The organism is Nonomuraea sp. NPDC004580 (assembly GCF_040609855.1).
Classification (GTDB): Bacteria; Actinomycetota; Actinomycetes; order Streptosporangiales; family Streptosporangiaceae; genus Nonomuraea; species Nonomuraea salmonea.
Genome location: NZ_JBEXLH010000011.1, coordinates 21947 through 40491, shown reverse-complemented (window position 1 = coordinate 40491; position 18545 = coordinate 21947). Strand labels below are relative to the sequence as shown.

Below are 18545 nucleotides of genomic sequence, written 5' to 3'. Positions count from 1 at the left end.
TGTGGTTTCCTAGCCGAAACGTTAGATCCGGTTGCGGCGGAAGGGATGAGTGAGGTCACTCACGGCCTCGCGTGCTGGGCATGGCCGGTGTGAAGATGGAGGCCGAGCTGCGCTTCGCCGCCCTGCACCTGCTGCTGCGGCCGGTGCTCGACCGGCTCGGCCTCCGCCCTGCTGTTCACGGCACGGCGGTTACGGTGCGAAGGGGTCACCCTGCTGATCGCCGTACGCGACAACGAGGGCGCCCTCCCCGCGGCGGTCCTGCCCGAGCCGCGCCTCGCCGGACCGGCGCGCGAGGAGGTCGCGCGGCTGCTCAGCGACCGGCTTCCGGCCCACCTGTGGGCGCGGGTGGTCAAGGAGGCCGGCAGCAACCGCCGGCCTTCGGACGCCCCCGGCCCGCGCCCACCGGCGTGGGCTTGGCATCAGTCGTCGATGGCCTGGTAGACGGTGGTCCAGAAGTCGTTCATCAGGTGGGCCGGGCTGGGCACGGTGTAGCCGACCTGGCAGAGCAGGATGCCGGTGAGCCCGTTGACCGGGTCGGCGTAGGAGGAGGTGCCGCTGCCGCCGTCCCAGCCGAACTGGCCGATCGGGGCGTAGTCGCCGCGGTAGGTGCGTACCGCCATGCCCATGCCCCAGCCGCCCTGCTGGCCCTGGCCGAAGGAGATGTGCACGTTGTTCGTGGCCAGCGCGGTGCGGGCGGCGTTCTGCTCCGGGGTGAGCCGGTTGGTGGTCATCAGCTCGACCGCGGGGCGGGACAGGATCCGGCGGCCGTTGTGCACGCCGCCGTTGAGCAGCATCAGGAAGTAGGCGTGGTAGTCGTCGGCGGTGGAGACCAGGCCACCGCCGCCGCCCTGGAACGCCGGAGGCTTGCTCCAGCGGCCGCCCTCGGGCTCGTCCCACACCTGGAACTCGCCCGTGGCCGGGTCCGGGGCGTACAGGGTGGGCAGCCGGTCGATCTGGCCGGCGGACACGTGGAAACCGGTGCCGGTCATCCCGAGGGGCTCGAAGACGCGCTCGCGCAGGAACTCCTCGAAGGTCTGGCCGCTGACCCGGGAGACCAGGACGCCGACGAGGTCGCTGCTGATCTGGTACTGCCACTGCTCGCCGGGGTGGTACATCAGCGGCAGCTCGCCCAGGCGGCGCATCCACTCGTCCTGCTCGGGCACCTCGGTCGACAGGTTCGGGGTCAGGCCCTGAGCGAAGACCGCGTTCATGATGGGCTTGCCGAGCGCGGTGAAGTCCATGCCGAGGCCGAAGGTGGAGGTGAGCACGTCGCGGACGGTGATCGGGCGGCGGGCCGGGACGGTGTCGTCCAGCTCGGCGTCCGGGCTGGACAGTACCTGGCGGTTGGCCAGCTCGGGCAGCCACGGGTCGACCACGTCGTCCAGCCGCAGCCGGCACTCGTCCAGCAGAACCATCGCCGCGGCGATCGAGACCGGCTTGGAGGTGGAGGCCATCCGGAAGATGGTGTCGCGCCGCATCGGCGCGCCGCCGTCGTGCCGCATCGTGCCGAGCGTCTCGACGTGCGTCTGGCCACCACGGCTGACCAAGGCCACCAGGCCGGGGATCTTCCCGGAGTCGACGTGCCGGGCCAGCACCGCACGCAGCCGGCGCAGACCCGTCGCGGTGAATCCGTTGACACTCATGATGAATCTCCTTACCTCCAGTGTTCGATCTTGCGAAACCGTCCCGGCGTGGCGCTCACGGGCATTCATGAGCGCCGCACCAGGGCCGGGTGAGCCTGGCGTGGCTTGCTCAGCGATCTCGAAACCTGCGATCGCTGAGCCGTTCATGGCAGCCACCCTCGCCGACCGCTCCGATGCCGGGCCGGCGCCGCCCCTGACGGCCGCCGCTGACACGACTCCCGCACGGTCGGCGGCCGCTGCTGCCGGTTCAGATCCGGGGGCCGAGGTAGCAGCGCGGCTGAGCACCTCAATGGCGGCCTTGCTCATCGCGTACGGCTGCTCGGGCGTCGCGATCCTGGTCGCCGCGGCGGACAGGTTGATGATCCGGCCGCCGTCGTTGAGCAGTGGCAGGGCCCGCTGGATGATGAACAGCGGCGCCTTGGCATTGACCGCCATCAGGTGGTCGAAGGCTTCCGGGGTGATGGTCTCGATCGACTTGGCGGTGATGGCCGCGTTGTTGACCAGGATGTCCAGCCGCACCCGGCCCGGCTGCGTGGACCAACGCCGTCTCGCCCAGCAAACGCGTCATCCCGCCACTCCAGCGATGGATCTGAATCTTCCGGCGACTAGGATCAACGCGGACAACGAGGCAGAACAACGACAATCTGAGCAAGGCTGCATTAACCCCCGGGTAAACGCCAAGGAGGATCGTGGACCTTCGCGACATCGAGATCTTCCTGACCCTGGCCGAAGAGCTGCACTTCGGCCGAACCGCCGAACGGCTGCGCGTATCCCCCGCCCGCATCACCCAGGCCATCAAGAAACAGGAACGCCAGATCGGCGCCCCGCTGTTCGAACGCACCAACCGCATGGTCCGGCTCACCACGCTCGGCCGCCAGCTCCGCGACGACCTGTGGCCCGTCTACAGCGGGCTGCAGGACGGCATGCGCCGCGCCAAGCTTGCCGCCCAGGGCATCACCGCCGTGCTGCGCGTCGGCCTGCTCCCCCTCAACGCCCACGACCTGCGCCCCTACTGGGACACCTTCCGCACCCGCCACCCGCAGTGGCAGCTGCGGATCCAGCATGCCTCCTTCGTCGACCCGTTCGCCGGGCTGCGCCGCGGCGAGCTCGACATGCTGGTCTGCTGGCTGCCGGTCGACGAACCCGACCTAACGGTGGGCCCGGTCCTGCTCGCCGAGCCTCGGGTACTGGCCGTGGCCGCCGACCACGAACTCACCCGGCACACATCCGTCCGGCTGGAGGAGCTCGCCGACTTCCAGCACAGCGAGTCCCCGTCGCGGCCGGACTACTGGGCCGACGGCTTCGTCCCGCCCCACACCCGCAAGGGGCGCCCGATCCAACGCGGCCCCTTGGTGGGCAACACCGAGGAGATCCTCACCCTGACCAGCACGGGCCAGATCGTCAACCTCTTCCCCGCCCACATGATGCGCTACTGGAACCGGCCCGACATCGCCTACCTGCCCGTCAGCGACCTCGACCCCCTGCCGTATGCCCTGGTGTGGCGTACCGAGACGGAGAACGACCTCATCCGGGCCCTGGCTCGGGTCGCCGCCGACCTCGGCCCCCGTCCCGCCTGAGCCGCGTCGCCCAGACCATCCTGGTCGCCCTGCTCGTCACCGTCGCCAACGACCACCTCCTCGACCAGTGGCGCCACACCCACCAGCTTCAAGACGAGCCCGCTACACTCGCCGACACTTCGCAGACTCCAGCCGGGACCTTCGACGGCACACCACCCGCAGGCCAGAGCAGGCCACCACCCGCCCCATAAGCCACAAAACCCGCCGCCCTCTCGCAGCGCCCCGCTCACCGTCGGCTTCGCCATGCCCAACGGCCGGATCTCGCTCCCCCACCAGCGGCCTGACACCACCCGGGCCTTCCCAGACACCCGCTCCACGGCTCCCAAACCAGGACGAACCCGATTCGGAAACCCTCGAAACGACAAGATCCCGCCTGATCACGATGATCAGACGGGATCCCGTCAACTTCAGTCCAGCCGTTTCAAGAACGGCCCTGGGTGGAGATGAGGGGATTCGAACCCCTGACCCCTTCGATGCGAACGAAGTGCGCTACCGGACTGCGCTACATCCCCAAGGACTCGACTAGATTAGCAAACTCCAGAGGGTCCTCGCGCCACCGTTTCAGTCGCCCACCGCCCGCTTGGGTGGTTCGGCGTACTGGTCGAAGAGGACGTCGGCGTGCATCGGCGTGAAGTCGATGACTTCGGCCTCCGCCTCGGCGGCGGCGCGGCGCTGCTCGCGTAGCCGCCGCCGGCGCTCAGCGCGCGCATGGCGGGCGCGTTCGCGGCGTTCAGAGTCCACCTGTACGGCGATGCGCAGAAACGCCATGTACGCCAGCATGACGACGACGGACGGCGCCACCCCCCACCACGGGATCATCTCGACCGCGGCCGTCACGATGGAGGCCAGCACCAGCAGCGCGGTGAAGAAGAGCAGGCGGCGCCGGCGGGCGACGATGATGGCGCGACGCCGGAGCCGGAACTGGCGGACGTCGACCTTCTCGATCTCGACCGGCGGTGTGCCGTCGTCCTCATCGGGATCGGATGGGGCGAGGTTGTCGAGATCGGGCAGTTGGTGCTCGCCGGTGTAATACTCTTCGAGCTCGGCCAGCTCGGCGAGATTCGTCTTGTCTCTGCGCAGCCACATCGGAATCAGGACGCAGAGCCACATGACGACGATGGCGAGATAGAGGAGGACGGGGCTCACGACCACCACCTCCGGGCAGCACAAAGACGCGTTCGTGCTCGTCGCGCCTTGAATGTGCTCACGTCACGCACCGTAAGACCGCGTGTCACTAATTGACGAGCATTCGGTGCGGTGTGTCGCGAGATCGTCAAACCTCTTCGACGGAGGACCCCCCGTGAGCCGCTGACTCACGCGCGCGACGCCATTGCACGAGCAGCCCGCCGGGAACGTCCTCGACGGTCAACGCGTAGCAAATGTGGTCGCGCCAGGCTCCGTCGATGTGGAGTTGGCGCCGCCGAATGCCTTCTTCCCTGAAACCGAGCTTCTCAACCACCCTACGGCTGGCCTGATTCTCGGGGCGGATGTTCGCTTCGAGCCGATGCAATCCGGTGGTGAAAAAGCAGTGGTCAACGGCCATCGCGAGGGCGGTGGGGGTGATGCCGCGGCCGGCCACGGCTCCGTCGATCCAGTAGCCGACCTGGGCAGAACGGGCGGATCCCCACACGATGGCGCCGACGGTGAGCTGGCCCGCGAAGCGTCCGTTGTAGGTCACCACCCACGGCAGCGCCAGCCCCTGCCTGGCCTCGCGCCGCAGGGTGCCGACCATGGAGAGGTAGGGGCCGAGACCGGTCCTGAACAGGGGTGTCTCGGGGTTGCTCGGCTCCCATGGGCGCAGCCAGTCGGCATTGCGCACTCGCGTCTCGCGCCACACGCGTACGTCGCCCAACCGTAGCGGCCGGAGGCCTACCGGACCTTCGTTGAGTGTCGCCGGCCAGCCACGAAGTCGATCCACATCTCTCATCATCCCCCTATCGGGCACGATGTCGCCACGGGGTGACTGACCGAATCCCGGTCAGCGCGGATGATCACCGCCGCGGATCTGATCGACGGCGTGGCGGAGAATGGGCGCGAGTACGGCGACGCCATCGCGTACGCCACCGGAGGATCCGGGCAAATTTACGATCAAGGTTTCCCCGGCCTGCCCGGCCAATCCGCGCGAGAGGATCGAGGTTGGCACCTTCTCCCGATTAGCCTGACGAATTGCCTCCGCTATACCGGGAATTTCCCGAGAAATCACCCGCGCGGTCATCTCCGGCGTCAGATCCATGGGCGTCAACCCGGTGCCCCCGGTGGTCACGACGACGTCATAACCACCCGCCACTCCGTCACGCAGCGCAGCCTCCACCGGCTCCCCGTCGGGCACCACCACGGGCCCCTCGACCTCGCAGCCGACCTCGTCACGCAGCAACGAGGCCAGCAACGGCCCGGATTTATCCGCATAAATCCCGGCCGATGCCCGGTTCGACACCGTGATCACCAGGGCGCGCATCATGCCTCGTCCCGCGTCCACCGGCCGGTCTTGCCGCCGAGCTTCTCCTCCACCCGCACGTCGGTGATCACCGCGCCGGGATCGACCGCCTTGACCATGTCGATCAGCGCGAGCGCCGCCACGGAGACCGCGGTCAGCGCCTCCATCTCCACGCCCGTGCGGTCGGCGGTCTTCACCCGGCACGTGATGGCCACGCCCCAGTCCTCGACGTCGAGCGTCACCTTCACCCCGTGCAGCGCGATGGGATGGCAGAGCGGGATCAGGTCGGGCGTACGTTTCGCCCCCATGATCCCGGCGATCCTGGCCACGCCCAGCGCGTCGCCCTTGGGCACCTCGCCCGACCGCAGCAGCGCCACGGTCTCGGCCTTCAGCAGCACGCGTCCGCCGGCGACGGCCGTACGGGCGGAGACGTCCTTGGCCGAGACGTCGACCATGCGGGCCGCGCCGGTCTCGTCGATGTGGGTCAGCTCGCTCACAGCCTGATCACCTCCACCGAGGACCCTGCTTCGACCTCGGTCACGTCTTCCGGCACCACGATCAGCGCGTTCGCCGCGGCCAGCGCGGCGAGCTGGTGGGAGCCCTGCCCGTGGGCGGGCGCCACCGTGCCGTCCTCGGAGAGGACACCGCGCAGATAGGACCGCCGCCCGGACGGCGACCGCAGCGGCCCCGCCGTGCGCGCGGTCAGCGTGCGGGGCATGCCGCCGGGCAGACCGCGCATCTTGTCGAGAGCCGGGCGGACGAACAGCATGAACGACACGAAGGACGACACCGGGTTGCCCGGCAGGGCGAAGATCGGCACCTGGTCCTCCCCCAGCACGCCGAAGCCCTGCGGCATGCCCGGCTGCATGGCCACCTTCTCGAAGCGGACCGTGCCGAGCGGCGCCAGGGCCTCCTTGACGGGCTCGTACGCGCCCATCGACACCCCGCCGCTGGTGATGATCGCGTCGGCGCGTACGAGATGGGTGTCGAGGCGGTCGAGCAGGATGCCCGGATCGTCCCCGACCGAGCCGGCGCGGAAGCCGTCGGCTCCGGCCTGGCGTACGGCGGCGGTGAGGGTGTAGCTGTTGGATTCCCAGATCTGGCCGGGCGCGAGCGTGCCGCCCGGCTCGACCAGCTCCGCGCCCGTCGAGATGACGACCACGCGCGGACGCGGCCGGGCCAGCACCCGCCGCCGGCCCACCCCGGCGATGATGCCGAGCTGGGCCGGGCCGATCACGGTGCCGGCCTTGAGCACGACCTCCCCGGCCTGTACGTCCTCACCCGCCCGCCGCACGGCGTTGCCCGGCTCGGCGGCGCGGTCGATGCGTACGGAGACCGTGCCGCCGTCCGTCCACTCCACCGGCACCACCGCGTCGGCGCCCGCCGGCAGCGGGGCACCGGTCATGATGCGCACGCTGTGGCCCGGACCCACGGCCCGCAGCTCCAGCGACCCCGCCGCGACGTCGTCGATCACCGGCAGCGTCACCGGCGCGCCCGCGACGTCCTCGGCCCGCACCGCGTAGCCGTCCATGGCCGAGTTGTCGAAGGGCGGCAGCGGCACCGGCGAGGAGATGTCCTCGGCCAGGGTCGTGCCGAGCGCCTGCTCCAGCTCGAGCTCAAGGGGGGCCAGCGGACGTACAGTGGCCAGGATCTCGGCCAGATGCGCGTCAACCGATTTCATCGAGGAACTCCCGCAGCCACGGCACGAACTCCGGCGCCAGATCCTCCCGGTCCGCCGCGAACTTCACCACCGTCCGCAGATAGTCGAGCTTGTCGCCCGTGTCGTAGCGGCGTCCCCTGAACAGCACGCCGTGCACGGGACCGCCCTCGTCGCGGCCGCGCTGGGCCAGCGTGCGCAGCGCGTCGGTGAGCTGGATCTCGCCGCCGCGCCCGGGGGGCGTGTTCTCCAGGACCTCGAAGACCGCGGGGTCGATGACGTAACGGCCGATGATCGCCCAGTTGGACGGCGCCTCGTCGGCCGGCGGCTTCTCGACGAGGTCGGTCACGCGGACGACGTCGTCCTCGACGGTCGCCTCGATGGTCGCCACGCCGTACAGGGAGACCGACTCCTTGGGCACCTCCATCAGCGCGATCACGCTTCCGCCGAACGTGTCACGCACCTCGATCATGCGGCGCAGCAGGTTGTCGCGGTAGTCGATGAGGTCGTCGCCGAGCAGGCAGGCGAACGGGTGGTCGCCCACGTGGTGTTTGGCGCACAGCACGGCGTGGCCGAGCCCCTTGGGCTCGCCCTGGCGTACGTAGTGCAGCGTCGCCAGCGAGGCCGGCTCGCGAACCTGGGACAGCCGGTGCTCGTCGCCCTTCGCCTCCAGCGCCTCCTCCAGCTCGAACGCCCGGTCGAAGTGGTCTTCGATCGAGCGCTTGTTCTTGCCGGTGACCATGAGAACGTCGAGCAGCCCCGCGGAGGCGGCCTCCTCGACGACATACTGGATCGCGGGCTTGTCGACGATGGGCAACATCTCTTTGGGTGTCGCCTTGGTCGCCGGAAGGAACCGGGTGCCCAGACCCGCGGCGGGCACGACGGCTTTCGTCACAGGGTCGAAGTCAGCCATGAGTTAGACCCTAGTGGAGGGATCTGTGGACAAGTTGAACCTCCGTCGCGAGCTGAACGCGGCGCGTATCGCACTCTCCCCCGATCACGTGCGGGCAAACGCCATCAAGGTCCGCGAAACGCTGCTCGAACAACCGTGGGTGCAAATGGCCGGTCTGGTGGCCTGCTACTGGTCAACGGGGCAGGAGCCGGAGACGCACGGGCTGGTGTTCGCTCTCTGGAAACATGGAGCCACCGTCATCCTGCCGGTCCTGCGTGCCGACAATGATTTGGATTGGGCGGTGTACGACGGGCCCGACACGCTCGCGCCGGGCCGCTACGGGATCATGGAGCCGGTCGACACGCGGCGCGGCGTCGACGCCGTACGCACCGCCGCCCTCGTCATCGTCCCCGCCCTGGCCGTCGACCGCGTCACCGGCGTCCGCCTGGGGCGGGGCGGCGGCTCGTACGACCGCGCGCTCGCCCGCGTCGGCCCCAACGTCCCGACCGTGGCGCTGCTGCACGACGGCGAGCTGATCGACGGCGTCCCGCACGAGCCCCATGACCAGCGCGTACGCTACGCCGCCACACCCTCGGGCATCACTAGGCTGAGGTGACGGGGTGCAAGAGGAGGGGGCCAGATGACGCTTGACGTCTCGCTCCTCCTCGGCGCCGCCGTCGTCATCGCGGCCATCGCGTCCGTACGGCTGGTGCACCGCACCGGCCTGCCCAGCCTCCTGGTCTTCCTCGGTTTCGGGCTGACCCTGGAGCTCTCCGGGGTCGGCTTCCCCACCGAGAACCCGCAGGTCGCCCAGCAGATCGGCCTGTGGGCGCTGGCGGTGATCCTCGCCGAGGGCGGGCTCACCACGAACTGGCCGCATGTCCGCCGTTCCGTCCCCTTGGCCCTGGTACTGGCCACCGTGGGCGTGGCGGTGAGCATCCTCGTCGTCGCGTTCGTCATCCAGGGGCCGCTCGGCTTCGACGTACGGACCGCGCTGATCGTCGGCGCGGTCCTCGCCTCCACCGACGCCGCCGCCGTCTTCTCCGTGCTGCGCAGGCTGCCGCTGCCACCGCGCCTGGGCGGCGTCCTGGAGGCGGAGTCCGGCTTCAACGACGCTCCCACGGTCATCGCGGTCGTCCTGCTCACCGGCGCTTCGCACACGTCAGCGGGACTTGGAACGTTCCTCCTGGAGACGGCTCTTGAGCTGGTCATCGGCGCGGCGGTCGGGCTCGCCGTCGGGCCCGCAGGCGCGTACGCGCTGCGCCACGTCGCCCTGCCCGCCTCCGGCCTCTACCCCATCGCCGTGCTGGCCCTGACCTTCGTCTCGTACGGCGGCGCCGCCCTCCTCCACGGCTCCGGCTTCCTGGCCGTCTACCTCACCGGGCTCATCCTCGGCAACTCGCACCTCCCCCACCGGGCCGCGACCAGGAGCTTCGCGGAAGGGGCCGCGTGGCTGGCGCAGATCGGGCTGTTCGTCATGCTCGGCATGCTGGCCCACGTCGAGGAGCTGCCGTCGGCCGTCGTACCCGGTTTGATCACCGGCACCGTCCTCGCGCTCGTCGCCCGCCCGCTGTCCGTCGCCGTCTCCTCGCTGCTCGCCCGGGTGCTGCGGCTGGACCGGGTGACCTGGCGCGAGCAGGCGTTCCTGTCGTGGGCCGGTCTGCGGGGCGCCGTACCGATCGTCCTCGCGACCATCCCCTGGGCGGCCGGCATCGAAGGCTCCAAGGAGATCTTCAACCAGGTCTTCGTGATCGTCATCGTGTTCACCCTGCTCCAGGGGCCGACGCTGCCGTACGCGGCGCGGCTGCTCGGGGTGAGCGCCCCCGCCGAGGCGCACGATCTGTCCGTCGAGTCGGCGCCCCTTGAGGAACTGCACGCCGACCTGCTGCAGGTCAGAATCCCTCCGGAGTCGCGGCTGCACGGGGTCGAGGTCTTCGAGCTGCGGCTGCCCGCCGGCGCCGCCGTGACCCTCGTCGTACGGGACGGCCGATCGTTCGTCCCCACCGGCTCCACCCGCCTGCGTACCGACGACCAGCTCCTCATCGTCGCCACCGCCGCCTGCCGCGACCAGGTCGAACGCCGCCTGCGCGCGGTCAACCGCCGCGGCAAGCTGGCCGGCTGGTACGGAGAGCGGGGGCTGGAATAGGTGTTTGGACCTATCGGTTACCATTAGCAGTCGCATCGCTCGAGTGCCAAGGCTTGTAAGGAGGAGCGCGTGCCGACTTATCAGTACGCCTGCAACGACTGCGGTGAGCAGCTCGAGGTGGTCCAGAAGTTCACAGACGATGCGTTGACGGTCTGCCCGAGCTGCCAGGGGAACCTGCGGAAGGTGTTCTCCGCGGTCGGCATCGTGTTCAAGGGCTCGGGCTTCTACCGGACCGACAACCGCTCGTCGTCCTCGACGTCCTCTTCTTCCTCGCCCTCTTCTTCGTCTTCTTCGTCGAAGTCCGGGGAGAGCAAGTCGTCGTCGGACTCGGGGTCGTCCGGCTCGTCCTCGACCAGCACCCCCGCTCCCGCCGCCGCTTCCAGTTGATTGCCGCAGGTCAGCTGACCCGCCGTCGCCCGCTTCCCCTGCCGGCCGCAGGTCAGCTGAACCTCCGCGCCTGATCGGTGGCAGGCCCGCGACCGGCCACTCGCCCGGGCCCGGTCGCCTGCCTGAGCCCAGTCACTCCCCCGAGCCCCGGTTGCTTGCCCGAGCCCGGTCGCTCGCCCGAGCCCTGGTTGCTTGCCTGAGCCCGGTGGCTTGCTCGCGCTCTGGAGCGGGACCCGCTCGTTCGCCCTGAAGCCCCGGCACCGGTCGCGCACGTCCACCTATGGATGCACCGGTCGCCCACGCCCCGCATCTTCTTCGCACCACCCAGCAAAACCACCCCGCGGTCGCGTTATCCACAGAACCCCGTTCGGGTTCCGTAGCCGCCGGCCGCTGCGGCTACTCTCAGCGCCATGGTCACTCGCGCAGACATCGGCGTCATCGGCGGCTCCGGCTTCTACTCCCTGCTCGACGATGCGGAGGAGGTCGAGCTCGCCACCCCCTACGGCCCCCCGAGCGACGTCGTCACCATCGGACGCATCGGCTCCCGCACGGTGGCGTTCATCCCCCGCCATGGCAAAGATCACCGTTTTCCGCCCCACCGCATCCCCTACCGCGCCAACCTGTGGGCGCTGCGCTCCCTCGGCGTCCGTCAGGTGCTGGCGCCCAGCGCCGTAGGGTCGCTCAAGGCCGACTACGGCCCCGGCACCCTCGTGGTCCCCGACCAGCTCGTCGACCGCACCTCCGGCCGCGTCCAGACCTATTACGACATCGACGGCGCCGTCCACGTCTCGTTCGCCGACCCCTACTGCCCGTCGGGCCGCGCGGTCGCCGTACAGACCGCCCGTGCCGGCGGCTGGGAGACCGTCGACGGCGGCACGCTGGTCGTCATCGAGGGCCCGCGCTTCTCCACGCGCGCCGAATCGCAGTGGTACGCCGCCAACGGCTGGTCCATCGTCGGCATGACCGGCTTCCCCGAGGCGATCCTGGCCCGCGAGCTGGCCCTCTGCTACACCTCTGTCTCCCTGGTGACCGACCACGACGCCGGCGTCGAGGCGGGCCAGGGCGTCACCCACGACGAGGTGCTCGAGTTCTTCGCCCAAAACGTCACGCGCATGCGCACCCTGATCGCGCAGACCGTCGAGTCGCTGCCCGAAGAGCGCACGTGCTCCTGCGGCCAGGCGCTCGACGGCATCAAGCTCCCGTTCGAGCTGCCGTGATCGGAGCCTGGCTGTCCCGCTACGGCCGTCGCCGCCGCCTCATCGCGGCGGCGCTCGCCGCCGTCTCCGTCGTGACCGCCTACCTCGCCACCCGCCCGGCACCCGCCGCCCCCACGGTCCTGGTGGCCGTACGCGACCTGCGTCCGGGCCCGCTCAGCTCCGCCGACTTCCGCCCCGCCGCCCTCGACCCCCCGCCTGCCGGAGCCGTACGCACCCTCGGCCAGGGCCAGACCCTGGCCACCCCCATGCGCCGCGGCGAACCGCTGACCGACGTCCGCCTCCTGTCCACCTACCCCCTGCCGCCCGGCCTGGTGGCGACCCCGGTGCGCATCGCCGACCCCGCCACGGCCTCCCTCCTGGCCCCCGGCTCGACCATCACCGTCCTGGCCGCCCACGACCAGGCAGCGCCGGCCCGCGAGATCGTCACGGACACCACGGTGATCACCATTCCGAAACCGGCCCGCTCAAGCGCGTCCCAAGAAGGCGCCCTCCTCGTCCTGGCCACCACGCCGTCCCAGGCCACAGAGCTGGCGACGGCCCAGGCCCACGCCCGCCTGTCGATCACTTTGCGCACTAACTTACAGTAATCACTCGGATACGATTCCCTGTCATGACAGGTTTCCGGAAGTTCCTCATGCAGGGCAACGTCATCGACCTGGCGGTGGCGGTCATCATCGGGGCGGCGTTCAACGCGATCGTGCAGTCGTTCGTGGCCGACCTGCTCACGCCGCTGATCTCGGCGTTCGGCGGGCTGCCCGACTTCACCTCGCTCAAGGTCACCGTCGGCCAGTCCAACTTCATGTACGGCAACTTCATCAACTCGGTCGTGTCGTTCCTGATGGTCGCCGCGGTGGTCTACTTCTTGATCGTGAAGCCGTACACCCACATCAGGGAGCGCAACGCCGCCAAGATCGAGGCCACGACGCGCGACTGCCCCGAGTGCCTGTCGGAGATCCCCAAGGCCGCCTCCCGCTGCGCCTTCTGCAGCGCCGACGTGCCCGTGATCTGACGTCAGAGCAGGGTGTCGATCTTGGGGTCGTACTCCCAGTGCCACGGTTCGAACGGGCTGCTGTAGGCCCAGGAAGGATGGAACCACCCATACCGCTTGGAGTTCTTCTCCATCCACACGAACTCCGCCGACCCAGACCTCTCCACTCCTCCACAGAGGTCCACGGCCAGCCCGAGCCCGTGGTTGCTCCGCCCCGGCACCGCCGCGAACCCGGGCCGCCGGTAATAGACCGACTGCTGCTCGGCAAGGCTCCGGTACGCGTCCGTCACGCACATCGGCTTGCCGAACCGCCGCCGGTAGGCCTCGTTGAGGCTGACGAACGCGATGGTGGCGTCCGCCCGGAGGCTGTGCCCCTTCTGCTGGAGCGGGCAGAGCATGCTCTGAGGGATGAGCCCGTTCGGATAGTGGTCGGCGTTGGCCGCCTTGAGCGGGTTGCACCCCAGGGCCGCCCGCCCCACCTTGTCGATCTTGATGCCCAGCTTCACCAGGGCCGCGGTGAGCGACTTCACGATCTTGTCCGACCGCTGCCGCAACGTGTCCACCTCGGCGGCCAGCTGCGCCTCGGCCAGCAGGTTGCCGGCCCGCAGCTCCTGCGCCTCGGCGGCCAGCCGCTCGGCCTCCTGGTAGAGCGCGCTGGTCTGCTCGACGGCCCGCTGGCGTACCGAGACGATCTGGTTCGCGTCCATGAGCGCCCGCAGCGTCTTCTCATCCGCGCTGCCCGACACGAACGGAATGATCCCGCCCGCCAGCAGCGGCTGCTGGTAGAGCAGCTCAGCCATCTGCGACACGGGCTGCCGCATCACGGAGAGCCGGTTCTCGAGGCTCTGCAGGGCGGTCAGCTTGCTCTTGAGCGTCTTCTCGGAGGCCGCGATGTCGGCTCGCCGCTTCTCCAGGGCCTTGGTGGCGTCCTCCAGCTCCTTGGCGGACCGCTCGGCTTCCTTCCGCAACTCCGTCAGATTGGACGGATCGCGCTCTTGCAGCCCCTGCTGGACCTCCCGCACCCGCGCGTGGGCCTGCGCCGGCAGCTGCCCACCGGGCACGAGGAGAGAAGCCACCGCCATGACGACCGCGATCAGACCCGCTGATCGAGGGGCTGGCACGTTCGACTCCTCCGTTTGCAAACTCGTTACCCGGGTCAGGCACGCACGTTACTACAGCCCCCCGAGTGCCCGGACCGAACTCCGAAGAGCTGTTATGAGACAAATGGCCCCCTTTATACAGCCCTCCACCACAAACCTCCCGAGGATGCACGGCCACCGCCGTGGCCTCATGAGGAAGTACGCCACCCCACCCGGGGAGGTTCACACCCCCGGCACCCAACTCTCCCCGCCGATCGCCTCCTCCTCGCCGCCATCGCCGGCTTCCCGAGCCCGCTGCTCACTCTCCCAATCCCGACACAAATCCCCCAACCACGTATCCACCCACTCCCCCGCACACCCACCCGGAGCCAACTCCACCTGCTGTTCCGCAGCCTTCTCCTCCTGAGCCTCCTCAACAGACCGCTCCGGCACCCGAGGCCCTGGCACAACCGGCGCAGTGACCTCCTCCCGCACCCGAACCCGCACAACCCCCTCATACCTCCGCTCCGGCACCTCAGGAGCCGGCACCAGCCGCGGCTCCCAAACCACAGCAGCACTGACCTTCCGGGCAGGCGGCGCAACCCACGGCACCTCCGCCTCGAGCCCCTGCACCTCCCCCGCCAACAACCCACCCGCAAGAATCGCCGGCGCCAGCAACGCACCGAACAACACCACCGGCCGCCGCCGCGCCTGCGTTCTACGGACCTGAGCACCACGCCTACGAGTCACAGGCAGAAGCTATCCACCCCCGAACACCCCGATTCTGATCACTTGTCATGCCTTTACCGCAGCTCAGAGCACCCATAACCAACGACACCGAACTGATCGCCCCCTGACGTCGCACGCAGTGCCAGTCTTTCGCTAGGCTTACGAGAGTCCGCCTCCGTAGCTCAGGGGATAGAGCACCGCTCTCCTAAAGCGGGTGCCGCAGGTTCGAATCCTGCCGGGGGCACTCATCTCGACCAGGCAATTTGGCCTCTGACCTGCGGTTTCACAGCCGCAGGTCTTTTGCTTTCCAAGACCGCATAAGGCAGCTGAGAGCAGCCAGAAGCAGCCGTAGGACAGAGTTCTGGGGATATATGGGGGATGATCTTGGCGCGCTCTGCCCCCGCCTCACCTGGGCATCGCCCCTGAAACGTGGCGACCGGTCGGTGGTACCGGCGTGCGATCGGATGGCTTTGGAGCGACGCGCGACCCGGTGAGACCGCCAGGCGACGGCGCCCGGCGCAGCCATCTCGGGCCACCTGCGTGGCGGATGACCGCGACACCCAGGCCGGCGGAAGGAGCGGCCCGGTCCCGGACATCAAGCTGGGCGCATGGCCGCCTATGCAGCCGAGGCGTTCGTCTCCAGAAGTGATACGCACCGGCCGGGAAAATGTTTGAGCATATGCCATATGAGCAGTTCGGCTCGACGGCTCTACTACAGCCCTTTATCGTCACATTGATCCCATAGATAGTCGTCCTCAAGGTCCAAAGGATCCCGACTGATGGCGACCCAGGAACAGATCGCCGCCGCTCGGCGCATGATCGAACAGTTACGCGACCAGCATGCCAACGACGTGCGCAAGCTCATCGGCCTTCTGGAGAGCGGAGCGATGAAGGGCAAGGCAGCCGACAAGCTCATTAAGGACTGCCATGCATGGGAAGCCGCGTATAAGAGCGCCTTCCAGCGAGCACTCACGCTGGTCGAATCCATACCCGGGGAACCTGAACCCACGAGGCAGCCGGGCCAGTGGCCAGGCGAGCCGTTCCTGCCGCCCCCTGACGGGATTCGCCGATGAGCCCGTCCCCCAACCGGGTCGGCATCGACCCCGAACTCATGACGCAGCTGATCGCTGAAATGAAACGCATCGAGCGGTCATGGTCCGAAGTGGACGTGCAGCTCTACAACGCCTTGAGGTCGATCGGCACGAGCCTGCCCGGGCCGGGGCTACTGAGGGACATCGGCTTCCAGATCGGTCAAGAGGTGCCCAGTCTCCAGCGCAGGCTTGACCTGATCGTCTCTACGCAGAAGATCGGGCTCGACAAGGGAGTGGTCTGGGCGGACGAGACGCTGTGGGCGTCGAGCTCACCCGCAGGCGGCGCGGCAGCCGCCAAGTCCGCTGCCGAACAGCTTCGGCAAGCCAGAAAGGACGCGGACAGCGTCAAAGGCCAGAAGGTGATATCGCCGGAGACGCTGAAGCTGCTGGAAAAGCATCAGCACGATCCCTACTTCGCCGTCGCCTTGGCCAAGGAGATCCCACCCGCGGAGCTCAAGGCCATCCTCCAAGATCTGTACGACTCGGTCCGCAACCCCGTCGGCGAGCGCCGGCCAGGGCCGCCTGCCGACAAGCTGGAAGACCTGACGAGGCTGCTCAGCGTCACTCTCGGCACGGCCTCTCGGGGCGTCGGCAACATGCGACTACCCAAGGGCTACGCCGACGAGCTGATTCGCCATACCGATGGCATCGCGGGCCTGGAGGACGCCATCGTGGGCAAGCTTCTGCAGCACGGCGCCTTCGATGATGCGTTCCTGCTCGACATCACCAACAAGGTGTACGACAACGCTCGAAAGCCGACCTCGGAGAGACAGGACATCATCGCGTTCGGCCCCGGCCTGGCCACCGCCCTGGCCAACAATCCCAGAGTCGCGCAGGACTTCTTCACCGATCCCGCACGCAAGCCCTTAGCCTTCCTGGTACGTCAGACCTACTGGGGTGACAGAGGCGCGGCACTCGGCAAAGCGATCGAGGCGGCCAGCACGACTTACCGAGACCACGGCCAACCACCAGAAACCACACGGGGATACAAGTCCGCTCTCATTGCGTCCTGGGCAGTCCACTTCTGGTCAGACGAAAAGGTGCAGAAGTCCCTTCCCGACACCCGGCAAAGCTTCGCGCGGATCGTCTCCGACTACATGAGCGACGTTCACCGGGTGGCCAACAGCGACATCCTTGAGAAGCCAGGCGTTGTGACGCTGCCTGACGCTGACCCGAATCTACCCGGCCACCAAGATCACGCAGCCAGGTTCCATCGTGAAGAACTAAAAAGCTTACTGATCTGGACAGCCAAGGATCCAGGCGCCTTCAAAACCGTTGTAGAAAGCCAAGGAAAGTACAGCTTTCGCGTCCTGAACGCACGAGGGTCGGAAGTCGCAAACGGAATCAACGCCGAGTTCGCCGCCTGGCAGAAACAGAACCCCAACGCCACAGAGAAAGAGCAGAATGCATACCGCCAGAAGCTGATCAAAGACACAATGTCTGGAAACCCAGGCGACTTCTTCAACGCGAGGGTAACCACACTGAGCAAGTCACTTTACTTTCTGGTCGACTCCGCGAATATCGCGAGCATCAACGAGGCAGATCGTAAAGACCAATGGGAGAAAGCTTTCACTGATGGCATAAAACGCACCACGAAACTTGCGCTAACCCCTGCAGGAGACGGCGTGAACGCTGTCTTCGACTTCGTCGAGGCTTATGCGAGCGATAATCAGGGACCCACGAGAGGAGAAAAGGCGCGTGATGAAGCAGTGGACAAGTTGACACAGAGCCAGAACCTGTTCAAGTTCCTGACAGCTAACGTCATGCTCCGCCATAACCTGTTCGGAGAGGCGAACGCGCCCGGTAGTAGCCATCCTCATGCTTTCGAGAACTCCGCCAAGCGTTCGACGGGAGACTTCCTCACGGACGGTCGCATCAAGCCGCCCGATCAGATGGACGCAGACGAGGCGTACGCGTACGACGAGTGGCTCAAGCATTCGACGGCCTCCGGCGTCTTCAATAACACGGCCCAAGCCGTTCACGATGGCTTCAAACTGCCGTCATCTCGCTATGAAGCAGCGAAGCCATGAGGAGACCGTTCGTCACAACGCTGTTGGCAGTCGCTCTCTCTGTCGGGGCGTCATGCTCATCCTCGCCTCCACCACCTCCTGCGGATCGTCGTCCGCTGGGTAACGTGACGGCTCCTCCAGCAGAAGCAAAGTGCGGGATTCTTGCGCACCAGGCTATCGCGCGAGCTTTGGGCAGAGACGACTTCTACGCGAGTGGTTCCAGCTCAGCTGCTAACTTCTCGCACTGCGTCATCAGCAGGTCCCCTGCGCTTGAAGACAAGGCGTTACTGTCCGTCGAGCTGCACAACCCGTTCCCATCGACTATAGATGCCCTACAGAATTCGAAAGTCGCGGACAAAGGAACTGATCTCCCTGCGGATGCCGGTCCCGGTTATAGCGCCCCCATCATGGATACAGACGGAAACGTCATCGGCGCACAAGCGCGAGCCTGGAAGCAGGACGTCACCAAGGTACTCGATATCAAGATTGTCCGTGGCGGACCAGGCCGAGACTATAAGGCGGATGTGGTCGAGTTCGTCCGCCAACTGAAGCCTCTGCTTCTTTCCTGATATTCCCTATCTCCCGACTTGAGGTAGATGTCCCATCCGTAGAAGCCGTCGCCTGCTCGCCACACTGCGAGAAGCAGAACGGAAAAGGCCAAGAAGGTAGAAGCGAACCGGTCGGAGGTGTAAAACC

General features: G+C 67.7%; 17 protein-coding genes, 2 tRNA genes and 1 pseudogene. 10 read left to right on the top strand and 10 right to left on the bottom strand.

Annotated elements, in window-relative coordinates; all coding sequences use genetic code 11:
- Positions 1-419: 419 nt before the first annotated feature.
- The gene (locus ABZW11_RS14410) at positions 420-2162 is read right to left on the bottom strand and encodes an SDR family oxidoreductase (protein WP_355416349.1); all 1743 of its coding nucleotides are present in this window, start codon (positions 2160-2162) and stop codon (positions 420-422) included.
- Between the two features lie 170 nt (positions 2163-2332).
- Between ABZW11_RS14410 and ABZW11_RS14405 the strand changes: the two genes are divergently transcribed.
- A complete protein-coding gene (locus ABZW11_RS14405; protein WP_355416346.1) occupies positions 2333-3220 on the top strand; it encodes a LysR family transcriptional regulator in 888 nt (295 codons plus the stop codon).
- A 438-nt stretch (positions 3221-3658) separates the two neighbouring features.
- Here ABZW11_RS14405 and ABZW11_RS14400 read toward each other — a convergent pair.
- From ABZW11_RS14400 to galU, 7 genes are all read right to left on the bottom strand, one after another.
- Positions 3659-3732, bottom strand: a tRNA-Ala gene (locus tag ABZW11_RS14400).
- Positions 3733-3781: 49 nt separating this feature from the next.
- Positions 3782-4366 carry a hypothetical protein gene (locus ABZW11_RS14395; protein WP_355416343.1) on the bottom strand — a complete coding sequence of 195 codons (585 nt, stop codon included), beginning with the start codon at positions 4364-4366 and terminating at the stop codon, positions 3782-3784.
- Between the two features lie 127 nt (positions 4367-4493).
- Complete coding sequence (locus ABZW11_RS14390; RefSeq protein ID WP_355416678.1) at positions 4494-5147, bottom strand: GNAT family protein; 654 nt, start codon at positions 5145-5147, stop codon at positions 4494-4496.
- Positions 5148-5198: 51 nt separating this feature from the next.
- Complete coding sequence (locus ABZW11_RS14385; RefSeq protein WP_355416340.1) at positions 5199-5678, bottom strand: MogA/MoaB family molybdenum cofactor biosynthesis protein; 480 nt, start codon at positions 5676-5678, stop codon at positions 5199-5201.
- A complete protein-coding gene (gene moaC / locus ABZW11_RS14380) occupies positions 5675-6151 on the bottom strand; it encodes a cyclic pyranopterin monophosphate synthase MoaC (RefSeq protein WP_355416337.1) in 477 nt (158 codons plus the stop codon). The genes ABZW11_RS14385 and moaC overlap by 4 nt, the downstream gene beginning before the upstream one ends.
- Complete coding sequence (gene glp, locus ABZW11_RS14375) at positions 6148-7335, bottom strand: gephyrin-like molybdotransferase Glp (RefSeq protein ID WP_355416334.1); 1188 nt, start codon at positions 7333-7335, stop codon at positions 6148-6150. The genes moaC and glp overlap by 4 nt, the downstream gene beginning before the upstream one ends.
- Positions 7322-8224: a UTP--glucose-1-phosphate uridylyltransferase GalU gene (gene galU, locus ABZW11_RS14370; RefSeq protein WP_355416331.1), complete on the bottom strand. Its 903-nt coding sequence runs from the start codon at positions 8222-8224 to the stop codon at positions 7322-7324. The genes glp and galU overlap by 14 nt, the downstream gene beginning before the upstream one ends.
- A 25-nt stretch (positions 8225-8249) precedes the next feature.
- On the opposite strand from galU, the gene ABZW11_RS14365 reads away from it, so the two are divergent.
- The 3 genes and pseudogenes from ABZW11_RS14365 to ABZW11_RS14355 form a co-directional block, all read left to right on the top strand.
- Complete coding sequence (locus ABZW11_RS14365) at positions 8250-8819, top strand: 5-formyltetrahydrofolate cyclo-ligase (protein WP_355416328.1); 570 nt, start codon at positions 8250-8252, stop codon at positions 8817-8819.
- 24 nt (positions 8820-8843) lie between these two features.
- A complete protein-coding gene (locus ABZW11_RS14360; protein ID WP_355416325.1) occupies positions 8844-10349 on the top strand; it encodes a potassium/proton antiporter in 1506 nt (501 codons plus the stop codon).
- 69 nt (positions 10350-10418) lie between these two features.
- Positions 10419-10559, top strand: a pseudogene (locus tag ABZW11_RS14355) (FmdB family zinc ribbon protein); the annotation flags it as partial.
- A 14-nt stretch (positions 10560-10573) separates the two neighbouring features.
- On the opposite strand, the gene ABZW11_RS14350 reads toward ABZW11_RS14355, so the two are convergent.
- Positions 10574-10708: a hypothetical protein gene (locus ABZW11_RS14350; RefSeq protein ID WP_355416696.1), complete on the bottom strand. Its 135-nt coding sequence runs from the start codon at positions 10706-10708 to the stop codon at positions 10574-10576.
- A 438-nt stretch (positions 10709-11146) separates the two neighbouring features.
- Here ABZW11_RS14350 and ABZW11_RS14345 point away from each other — a divergent pair, with 438 nt between their 5' ends.
- Genes ABZW11_RS14345 through mscL form a run of 3 tightly spaced genes read left to right on the top strand, consistent with a single transcriptional unit; the run spans position 11147 to position 12962 of the window.
- The gene (locus ABZW11_RS14345; protein WP_355416322.1) at positions 11147-11953 is read left to right on the top strand and encodes an S-methyl-5'-thioadenosine phosphorylase; all 807 of its coding nucleotides are present in this window, start codon (positions 11147-11149) and stop codon (positions 11951-11953) included.
- The gene (locus ABZW11_RS14340; protein WP_355416319.1) at positions 11950-12540 is read left to right on the top strand and encodes a flagellar biosynthesis protein FlgA; all 591 of its coding nucleotides are present in this window, start codon (positions 11950-11952) and stop codon (positions 12538-12540) included. Before ABZW11_RS14345 ends, ABZW11_RS14340 begins: the two co-directional genes overlap by 4 nt.
- Positions 12541-12563: 23 nt before the next feature.
- The gene (gene mscL / locus ABZW11_RS14335) at positions 12564-12962 is read left to right on the top strand and encodes a large conductance mechanosensitive channel protein MscL (RefSeq protein ID WP_355416316.1); all 399 of its coding nucleotides are present in this window, start codon (positions 12564-12566) and stop codon (positions 12960-12962) included.
- 2 nt (positions 12963-12964) lie between these two features.
- Here the strand turns inward: mscL and ABZW11_RS14330 are convergent, their stop codons facing one another.
- Positions 12965-14023, bottom strand: a complete 1059-nt coding sequence (locus ABZW11_RS14330; RefSeq protein ID WP_355416313.1) for a D-alanyl-D-alanine carboxypeptidase family protein — start codon at positions 14021-14023, stop codon at positions 12965-12967.
- 897 nt (positions 14024-14920) lie between these two features.
- Between ABZW11_RS14330 and ABZW11_RS14325 the strand changes: the two genes are divergently transcribed.
- The 3 genes from ABZW11_RS14325 to ABZW11_RS14315 all read left to right on the top strand — a co-directional run bounded on the left by ABZW11_RS14325 (position 14921) and on the right by ABZW11_RS14315 (position 17870).
- A tRNA-Arg gene (locus tag ABZW11_RS14325) sits at positions 14921-14993 on the top strand.
- A 535-nt stretch (positions 14994-15528) separates the two neighbouring features.
- Complete coding sequence (locus tag ABZW11_RS14320; protein ID WP_355416310.1) at positions 15529-15822, top strand: hypothetical protein; 294 nt, start codon at positions 15529-15531, stop codon at positions 15820-15822.
- Complete coding sequence (locus ABZW11_RS14315; protein ID WP_355416307.1) at positions 15819-17870, top strand: hypothetical protein; 2052 nt, start codon at positions 15819-15821, stop codon at positions 17868-17870. Before ABZW11_RS14320 ends, ABZW11_RS14315 begins: the two co-directional genes overlap by 4 nt.
- Positions 17871-18545 lie beyond the last annotated feature (675 nt).

Excerpts from the sequence above, each read along its gene's own strand:
- ABZW11_RS14390 (WP_355416678.1), bottom strand. The coding sequence starts at position 5,147 with ATGAGAGATGTGGATCGACTTCGTGGCTGGCCGGCGACACTCAACGAA.
- ABZW11_RS14385 (WP_355416340.1), bottom strand. The coding sequence starts at position 5,678 with ATGATGCGCGCCCTGGTGATCACGGTGTCGAACCGGGCATCGGCCGGG.
- glp (WP_355416334.1), bottom strand. The coding sequence starts at position 7,335 with ATGAAATCGGTTGACGCGCATCTGGCCGAGATCCTGGCCACTGTACGT.
- galU (WP_355416331.1), bottom strand. The coding sequence starts at position 8,224 with ATGGCTGACTTCGACCCTGTGACGAAAGCCGTCGTGCCCGCCGCGGGT.
- ABZW11_RS14360 (WP_355416325.1), top strand. The coding sequence starts at position 8,844 with ATGACGCTTGACGTCTCGCTCCTCCTCGGCGCCGCCGTCGTCATCGCG.
- ABZW11_RS14345 (WP_355416322.1), top strand. The coding sequence starts at position 11,147 with ATGGTCACTCGCGCAGACATCGGCGTCATCGGCGGCTCCGGCTTCTAC.
- mscL (WP_355416316.1), top strand. The coding sequence starts at position 12,564 with ATGACAGGTTTCCGGAAGTTCCTCATGCAGGGCAACGTCATCGACCTG.
- ABZW11_RS14330 (WP_355416313.1), bottom strand. The coding sequence starts at position 14,023 with ATGGCGGTGGCTTCTCTCCTCGTGCCCGGTGGGCAGCTGCCGGCGCAG.
- ABZW11_RS14320 (WP_355416310.1), top strand. The coding sequence starts at position 15,529 with ATGGCGACCCAGGAACAGATCGCCGCCGCTCGGCGCATGATCGAACAG.
- ABZW11_RS14315 (WP_355416307.1), top strand. The coding sequence starts at position 15,819 with ATGAGCCCGTCCCCCAACCGGGTCGGCATCGACCCCGAACTCATGACG.